The following is a 7,306-nucleotide window of genomic DNA, read 5'->3' as shown; positions in this document are numbered from 1 at the left end:
CCCGGTGGTGGATCAGCGGACCAGGAAGGTTTCCTGGTAGAAATGTTCCTCGAGGTTGACGCCCTCGCCGCCGCGATCGACCACGGCGAAATCCGAGGTCTTGTCGAGCGGCGTCAGGATGCCGTGCCAGACGTTGCGGCCGATATTGACGCCCTGGCCGGGGGCGGTGCGGAAGGCGATGGGCTCGGCCGGGCCGGTTTCCGTTTCCTCGGCGACGACGACGAGGAAGGAGGCGTCACCAAGCGGAATGAAGGCCTGGCTGCCGAGCGGATGGCGCTCCACCATCTTCAGTTCCAGCGGCAGCGGATAGGGTTCGCCGCGCAGCAGGCTGATCATCGGGCGAGCTTTCTCGCCCGTCGTCTCGATGTTGGCGAGGTCGTGGAAGCGCGTGCACTTGCCCGCATTGATCGGGAAATTGTGCGCGCCGTCCTGTTCGATGACCTGGCCGAAGGGCGCGAAGGCCTCGCGGGTCAGCTCTCTGATTTCGATGGTCTTCATGTCTTTCCTCCCTCGGCCGTGTGGCCAAAAACCCTCAGACGGCTGATGCCGCCGTCCGGATGAATGTTCAGGCGGACATGCGTCACGGCACCCGCCTGCTTCACGAGATGGCCATCGAACGTATGGATACGGTCGGCGGCCAATTTCTGCTCGGGCAGGACTTCCTGCCAGAACATCGACGCGGCGGTGACAAGGGTGGGGAGGTCCCCCGTCGTGCCCGTCAGATCGGCGGCCTGCATGGAGCAGGCGTCCGGGTAGTTGCCCTTGAAATGGGCGGTATCGACGACGATGCTTTCGACCGTCGCGCGTGCCGCAAGCTTGACCACGATCCACTCGTGACCCGGCTGCCGGCGGCGGCTGGTTTCCCAGCCATCGCCCATATTGACGCCACGGCCGGGCGCGAGCAAGCGCTGATGGCCGTAGTGACCGTTGGAAAATGCAACGACCTGCCCGCCCGAAAGCGCGGAAGCGAGATCGATCGGCCCTTCGGCGGGCGCCAGCGCGGGAATACCATAGACCCGCAGCCGCGCCACCCCGCCATCGGGATAGATCCGCAACCGGACATGGCTGATGAGGCCGTCCACGGCGCAGTCGAAGAAATGTTGGGCGCTCGGCCCGAGCGGGCTCGGTGCCAGAAGCTCCACCCATTCCGACGCTTCGTTAGGGCCGTCGGGCGCCAGACAGCCCTCGATGGCGCAAGCCGTCGGGTAGTTGCCGGTGAAGAAAGCCGTATCGACATCGAAGCCGCGGATGCGGCCTGCGGTCGCCAACGCGATCACGGCGTGATCATGGCCCGGCCCGCGCCGCCGCCGGGTTTCCCAGCCGTCCATCCATTTGCCATGCGCGTCATAGACGCCGGGATGATAGACCGCTGGCTCGTCGGAGAGCAGACGCGCCAGCGGGCCGAAGAACTCGTCCGTCGCGCAAAGCCCCTTCGCCCCGAGACCCGCTGAGGCAAGATTGATCGTTCCGCGTGCGAAGGCGGGCAGGGCGGCGGTCGACATGGTCGTATCTCTCAGTCCGGCAGCAGCGCCTTGAGCCGCAGGTAGCCGATGCGTTCCACCTGCTTGCAGGCGGTGGCGAATTCGGTGTCGCGGCCATGGGCGATGCGTTTTTCGAAGGCGGCGAGGATGCTTGCCTTGGTGTTGTCGCGCACGGCGATGATGAAGGGAAAGCCGAACGTCTTCACATAGCGGTCGTTGAGATCGGTAAAACGAGCGCGCTCCTCGTCCGTCAGGGCGTCGAGACCGGCGGAGGCCTGCTCGTCGGTTGAGCTCGCCGTCAGGCGCTTGGCCTGCGCCAGCTTGCCGGCGAGATCCGGGTGGGCGACGAGAACGCCGAGCCGTTCCTCTTCGCTTGCGGCACGGAACTGGAAGGCGAGCGCGGCGGCAAGCCCCACCACCGTATCGTTAGCCGGCGAAAGTTCACCCGCCCAGGCGCGCTCGGCGATCCACGGGGAATGTTCGTAGATATCGCCGTAGCGCTTGACGAAAACGTCCTCCGGCATCTGCGAGGGGCGCTCGGCCTGCGGCTGCGGCGGATGGTTCCTGGCCCAGTGCTCGGCAATATCGACGCGCCGGGGGATCCAGACCTTCTCGTGGCTCTGGATGTAGTGGATGAAGCGGGCGAGCGCCATGACGCGGCCGGGACGGCCCATCAGGCGGCAATGCAGGCCGATGCTCATCATCTTCGGGTGACCCGCCTTGCCTTCGGCATAGAGCGCGTCGAACGAATCCTTCAGATAGGTGAAGAACTGGTCGCCGCTGTTGAAGCCCTGCGGCGTGGCGAAACGCATGTCATTGGCGTCGAGCGTATAGGGAATGATCAGCTGCTGCTTGCCGTTGTGCTCGTACCAGTAGGGCAGGTCGTCGGCATAGGTGTCGGAAATATAGTCGAAGCCACCGGCCTCCGCGACGAGGTCCACCGTGTTGACCGAACAGCGGCCGGTATACCAGCCGCGCGGGCGTTCGCCCGTCACCAGCGTGTGCAGGCGGATCGCCTCGGCGATGGCCGCGCGCTCGTCCTCGGGGCTCATGTCCTTGTGCTCGACCCATTTCAGGCCGTGTGAGGCGATTTCCCAGCCGGCCTCGATCATCGCGGCGACCTGCGCCGGCGAGCGTTGCAGTGCGGTTGCCACGCCATAGACCGTGACGGGCACGTTCTTTTCCGTCAGCAGCCGGTGCAGGCGCCAGAAGCCGGCGCGGGCGCCGTATTCGTAGATCGATTCCATGTTCCAGTGGCGCTGGCCCGGCCATTGGGCGGCGCCGACGATCTCCGACAGGAAGGCTTCGGAAGCCGCGTCGCCATGCAGCACGCAGTTCTCGCCGCCTTCTTCATAGTTTAGGACGAACTGGACGGCGATGCGCGCATCACCGGGCCACTGAGCCTTCGGCGGGGTCTGACCATATCCGTGCATGTCGCGGCAATATCGCATGGAACGCTCCTCCAAACGCTTTCGATTGCCAAATGCTAACCTGAAATTTGCGCGTTACATTCCTCAGGAAAATTTGAAAGTCTCGAACGATCTCACCGCTTTTCAGTGGATAAAGGGTGACGGATAGTGATGGCAGGCGTAGTGTGCTCGGGAGGAAAACATGCAGTCTCATAGCCAGGGAGCCGGGCGGCTCACGACCCACGTTCTGGATACGGCGCGCGGCAAGCCTGCGGAAGGCCTGCGCATCGATCTCTACCGGGTCGAAGGCGAAACCTTCCACCTGATCAAGACCACACAGACGAATGACGACGGCCGTTGCGACGCGCCGCTTCTCGCTGGTGAGACCATGAAATCCGGCACCTACGAACTGCGTTTCCATGCCGGCGACTATCTCGGCCGCACCGGCGATGGCCCGCTGTTCCTCGATATTATCCCGATCCGTTTCGGCCTTGCCGACGAGGGGGCGCATTACCATGTGCCGCTGCTCGTCTCGCCCTTCAGCTATTCCACTTACCGCGGGAGCTAATGCCATGGCGGCCCCAAAAATCCGATCCGAACTGCGCTTCATCCTCAACGGGCAGGACGTGTCGCTGCACGACGTCGCGCCCGACCAGACACTGCTCGACTGGCTACGCCTCTCCAAACTGCTCAAGGGCACCAAGGAAGGCTGCGCCGAAGGCGACTGCGGCGCCTGCACCGTGCTCGTCGGCCGGCTCACTCCCGCGGGCGGCCTCGTCTATGAGGGCGTCAATGCCTGCATCCGCTTTATGGGCTCGCTCGACGGCTGTCATGTCGTGACGGTCGAGCATGTCGCCGCCCGCGACGGCAAGCTGCATCCGGTGCAGCAGGCGATGGTCGATTATCACGGTTCGCAGTGCGGTTTCTGCACGCCCGGCTTCGTCATCTCGCTCTATGCGCTGTGGATGCAGACGCCGAACCCGAGCGACCGAGAGATCGAGACGGCGCTGCAGGGCAATCTCTGTCGCTGCACCGGCTATGAGCCGATCCTGCGCGCGGCGCGGGCCATTTCCAGCTATGGTGGGACCGACAAGGACCCGCTGCTCGTCGAGCGCGACGAGATGATCGCACGCCTCAAGGCACTGAAGGACGGCGCCCGCGTCGAGATCGGCGACGGCAAGAGCCGCTTCGTCGTTCCCGCCGATCTCGACGATTTCGCCGCCGTGCTGGAGGCCTCGCCTGCCGCGACCGTCGTTGCCGGCTCCACCGATGTCGGCCTCTGGGTCACCAAGCATATGCGCGACATCTCGCCCGTCGTCTTCATCGCCGGGCTGGACGGGTTGAAATCCATTTCGGTTGCGGGCGACACGGTCACCATCGGTGCCGGCGTCACCTATACGGAAGCGCTGAAGACGCTCTCCGGACATGTGCCGGCGCTCGGTCCGCTCATCGAGCGCATCGGCGGCCAGCAGGTGCGCAACATGGGCACGATCGGCGGCAACATCGCCAACGGCTCGCCGATCGGCGACACGCCGCCGGCGCTGATCGCGCTCGATGCGAAGCTGACCTTGCGCAAAGGCACGGCGCGGCGCACCATTCGCCTCGAGGACTACTTCATCGCCTATGGCAAGCAGGACCGCCAGCCGGGCGAATTCGTGGAAGCGGTGCATGTGCCCGCGCCCGCTTCGGGTGAAAAGTTCGCCGTCTATAAGGTGACGAAGCGCCGCGACGAGGACATCACGGCATCGCTCGGCGCCTTCCGCCTGGCGCTTTCGGCCGATGGCACCGTCACCGGCATCACCATCGCTTACGGCGGCATGGCGGCGACGCCGAAGCGTGCCTTCGCCGTGGAAAAGGCGCTTCTCGGTCAGAAATGGACCGAGGCGACGGTGGAAGCGGCCATGGAGAAATATGCGGAGGATTACACCCCGCTGACCGACATGCGCGCCACTGCGGAATACCGCGCTCTGGTGGCGAAAAACCTGCTGCTGCGGTTCTACACGGAAACGACGTCAGGCGCGGCGACCGCGCAAGTGTCCAGATACGAGGCTGCGTGAGCCCATGAACAAGCACACCCCCGATCTCAAGGCCGAGAAAATCGAAGGCGGCGTCCATGCGAGCGTGCGCCACGATTCCGCGCACAAGCATGTCGCCGGAACCGCCGTCTATATCGACGACATCACCGAGCCGGCCGGCACGCTGCATGCGGGCCTCGGCCTCTCGACCGTCGCGCACGGCCTCCTGAAATCCGTCGATCTCTCGGCCGTCCGCGCTGCCCCCGGCGTCGTCGACGTTTTGACCTATGAAGACATTCCCGGCGTCAACGACATCTCGCCCTCGGGCATGCATGACGACCCGGTTCTGGCGGAAGGCAAGGTCCAGTTCCACGGCCAGCCGATCTTCTGCGTCATCGCGGAAACCCGCGAGGAGGCACGTCGCGCCGCTCGGCTCGCCAGGATCGAATATGAGGAACTGCCGGCCAATATCGATATCTGGGATCTCGACCAGACGACGCATCCCCAGGTCTTCCCGCCGCTGACGCTGCAGCGCGGTGATGCGGCCGCGGCACTCGAAAGCGCGCCGCGCCGGGTGAAGGGCCGCATGCGGCTCGGCGGGCAGGACCATTTCTATCTTGAGGGGCAGGTGTCGCTCGCCATACCCGGCGAGGATGACGAGGTTCTCGTCCATTGCTCGACGCAGGGTCCGAGCGAGACGCAGCACATGATCGCCCATGCGCTCGGCGTGCCGAGCAATGCGGTTGCGGTGGAAGTGCGCCGCATGGGCGGCGGTTTCGGCGGCAAGGAGACGCAGGCCAACCAGTGCGCCGCACTCGCCGCCATCGCCGCCAAGAAGCTCAACCGCGCCGTCAAGGTTCGCCTCGACCGCGATGAAGACATGGTCGCGACCGGCAAGCGGCACGATTTCGCCATCGACTACGATGTCGGTTTCGACGACGAGGGTCGCATCCTCGGCATCGACTACACCTTCGCGCTCAGGGCCGGTTTCTCGGCCGACCTCTCCGGTCCGGTGGGCGACCGGGCGCTGTTCCACTGCGACAACGCCTATTTCTTCCCGCATGTGCATGCCAAGTCGTCGCTCTTGCATACAAACACGGTCTCGAACACCGCATTCCGCGGTTTCGGCGGTCCCCAGGGCATGGTCGGCGCGGAACGCGTCATCGATGAAGTGGCCTTCGCCGTCGGCAAGGACCCGCTCGATATCCGCAAGCTGAATTTTTATGACGCCATGGGCGTGGAGGGTGAGCGTAACCTCACGCCCTATCACCAGAAGGTCGAGGACTGCATCATCCAGCGCATCGTCGCCGAGCTGGAAGAGAGCGCCGACTATGCCGGCCGCCGCAAGTCGATCCGGGAATTCAACGCCAACAGCCGCTTCGTCAAGCGCGGCCTGGCGCTGACGCCGGTGAAATTCGGCATCTCCTTCACCAAGACGGAATCCAACCAGGCCGGCGCGCTGGTGCATGTCTATACGGACGGTTCCGTGCACATGAACCACGGCGGCACGGAAATGGGCCAGGGCCTGCACCTGAAGGTGGCGCAGGTGGTGGCGGAAGAGTTCCAGATCGATCTCGACCGCGTGAAGATCACCGCCACGACGACGGCCAAGGTGCCGAACACCTCGCCGACCGCCGCCTCCTCGGGTGCTGACCTGAACGGCATGGCGGCACAGGATGCCGCCCGCCAGATCAAGGACCGGCTGATCGATTTCGCGGCGGAAAAATACCAGATCCCGCGCGATCAGGTGGTCTTCCTGCCCAACCGCGTGCGCATCGGCAATGCCGAGATCGCGTTCAACGATCTCGTCAAGCAGGCCTATATGGCGCGTATCCAGCTCTCGGCGGCAGGCTTCTACAAGACGCCGAAGATCCACTGGGACCGCTCGAAGGGTCGCGGCCACGCCTTCTACTACTACGCCTATGGCGCGGCCTGTTCGGAAGTCTCCGTCGATACGCTGACTGGTGAATATGTCGTCGAGCGCACCGATATCCTGCACGATACCGGCCGTTCGCTGAACAAGATCATCGATATCGGCCAGATCGAGGGCGGCTTCATCCAGGGCATGGGATGGCTGACGACGGAGGAACTGTGGTGGGACGGCAAGGGGCGGCTGCGCACGCACGCGCCCTCCACCTACAAGATCCCGCTCGCCTCGGATCGCCCGAAAATCTTCAACGTCAACCTCACCGACTGGTCGGAGGCCTACGAGCCGACGGTCCATCGCTCGAAGGCGGTCGGTGAGCCGCCGCTGCCGCTCGGCCTTGCCGTGCTGCATGCGCTGTCGGACGCGGTGGCGGCTGTGGCCGATCACAAGATCTGCCCGCAACTCGATGCGCCGGCGACGCCCGAATGCGTGCTGATGGCCATCGAGCGGCTCAAGGCCCAGAAGAAAGGGTGA

At 64.7% G+C, this 7,306-nt stretch carries 6 protein-coding genes; 3 read left to right on the top strand and 3 right to left on the bottom strand.

All coding sequences use genetic code 11. The features are described 5' to 3' along the window. Positions 1-12: 12 nt before the first annotated feature. From ACOZK4_RS18755 to puuE, 3 genes are read right to left on the bottom strand one after another with little or no spacing between them, the layout of a single operon-like run. The gene (locus ACOZK4_RS18755) at positions 13-498 is read right to left on the bottom strand and encodes an ureidoglycolate lyase (protein ID WP_313531349.1); all 486 of its coding nucleotides are present in this window, start codon (positions 496-498) and stop codon (positions 13-15) included. Next, entirely contained in the window at positions 495-1,502 is a 1,008-nt protein-coding gene (gene alc / locus ACOZK4_RS18750) for an allantoicase (RefSeq protein ID WP_313531351.1), read from the bottom strand. Before alc ends, ACOZK4_RS18755 begins: the two co-directional genes overlap by 4 nt. 11 nt (positions 1,503-1,513) lie before the next feature. Further along, on the bottom strand, positions 1,514-2,932 hold the full coding sequence (gene puuE / locus ACOZK4_RS18745; RefSeq protein WP_421593179.1) for an allantoinase PuuE: 1,419 nt from the start codon (positions 2,930-2,932) through the stop codon (positions 1,514-1,516). A 160-nt stretch (positions 2,933-3,092) separates the two neighbouring features. Between puuE and uraH the strand changes: the two genes are divergently transcribed. From uraH to xdhB, 3 genes are read left to right on the top strand one after another with little or no spacing between them, the layout of a single operon-like run. Further along, positions 3,093-3,458 carry a hydroxyisourate hydrolase gene (uraH, locus tag ACOZK4_RS18740; RefSeq protein ID WP_421593178.1) on the top strand — a complete coding sequence of 122 codons (366 nt, stop codon included), beginning with the start codon at positions 3,093-3,095 and terminating at the stop codon, positions 3,456-3,458. 4 nt (positions 3,459-3,462) lie between these two features. Then, positions 3,463-4,947 (top strand): xanthine dehydrogenase small subunit, encoded by a 1,485-nt coding sequence (xdhA, locus tag ACOZK4_RS18735; RefSeq protein WP_421593177.1) that lies wholly within the window; start codon positions 3,463-3,465, stop codon positions 4,945-4,947. A gap of 4 nt (positions 4,948-4,951) precedes the next feature. Further along, on the top strand, positions 4,952-7,306 hold the full coding sequence (gene xdhB, locus ACOZK4_RS18730) for a xanthine dehydrogenase molybdopterin binding subunit (RefSeq protein ID WP_421593176.1): 2,355 nt from the start codon (positions 4,952-4,954) through the stop codon (positions 7,304-7,306).

This window comes from Shinella sp. M27, assembly GCF_049199905.1.
Lineage (GTDB): Bacteria > Pseudomonadota > Alphaproteobacteria > Rhizobiales > Rhizobiaceae > Shinella.
The sequence above is the reverse complement of the archived record's forward strand: the minus strand, read 5'-3'. Positions and strand labels throughout refer to the sequence as shown.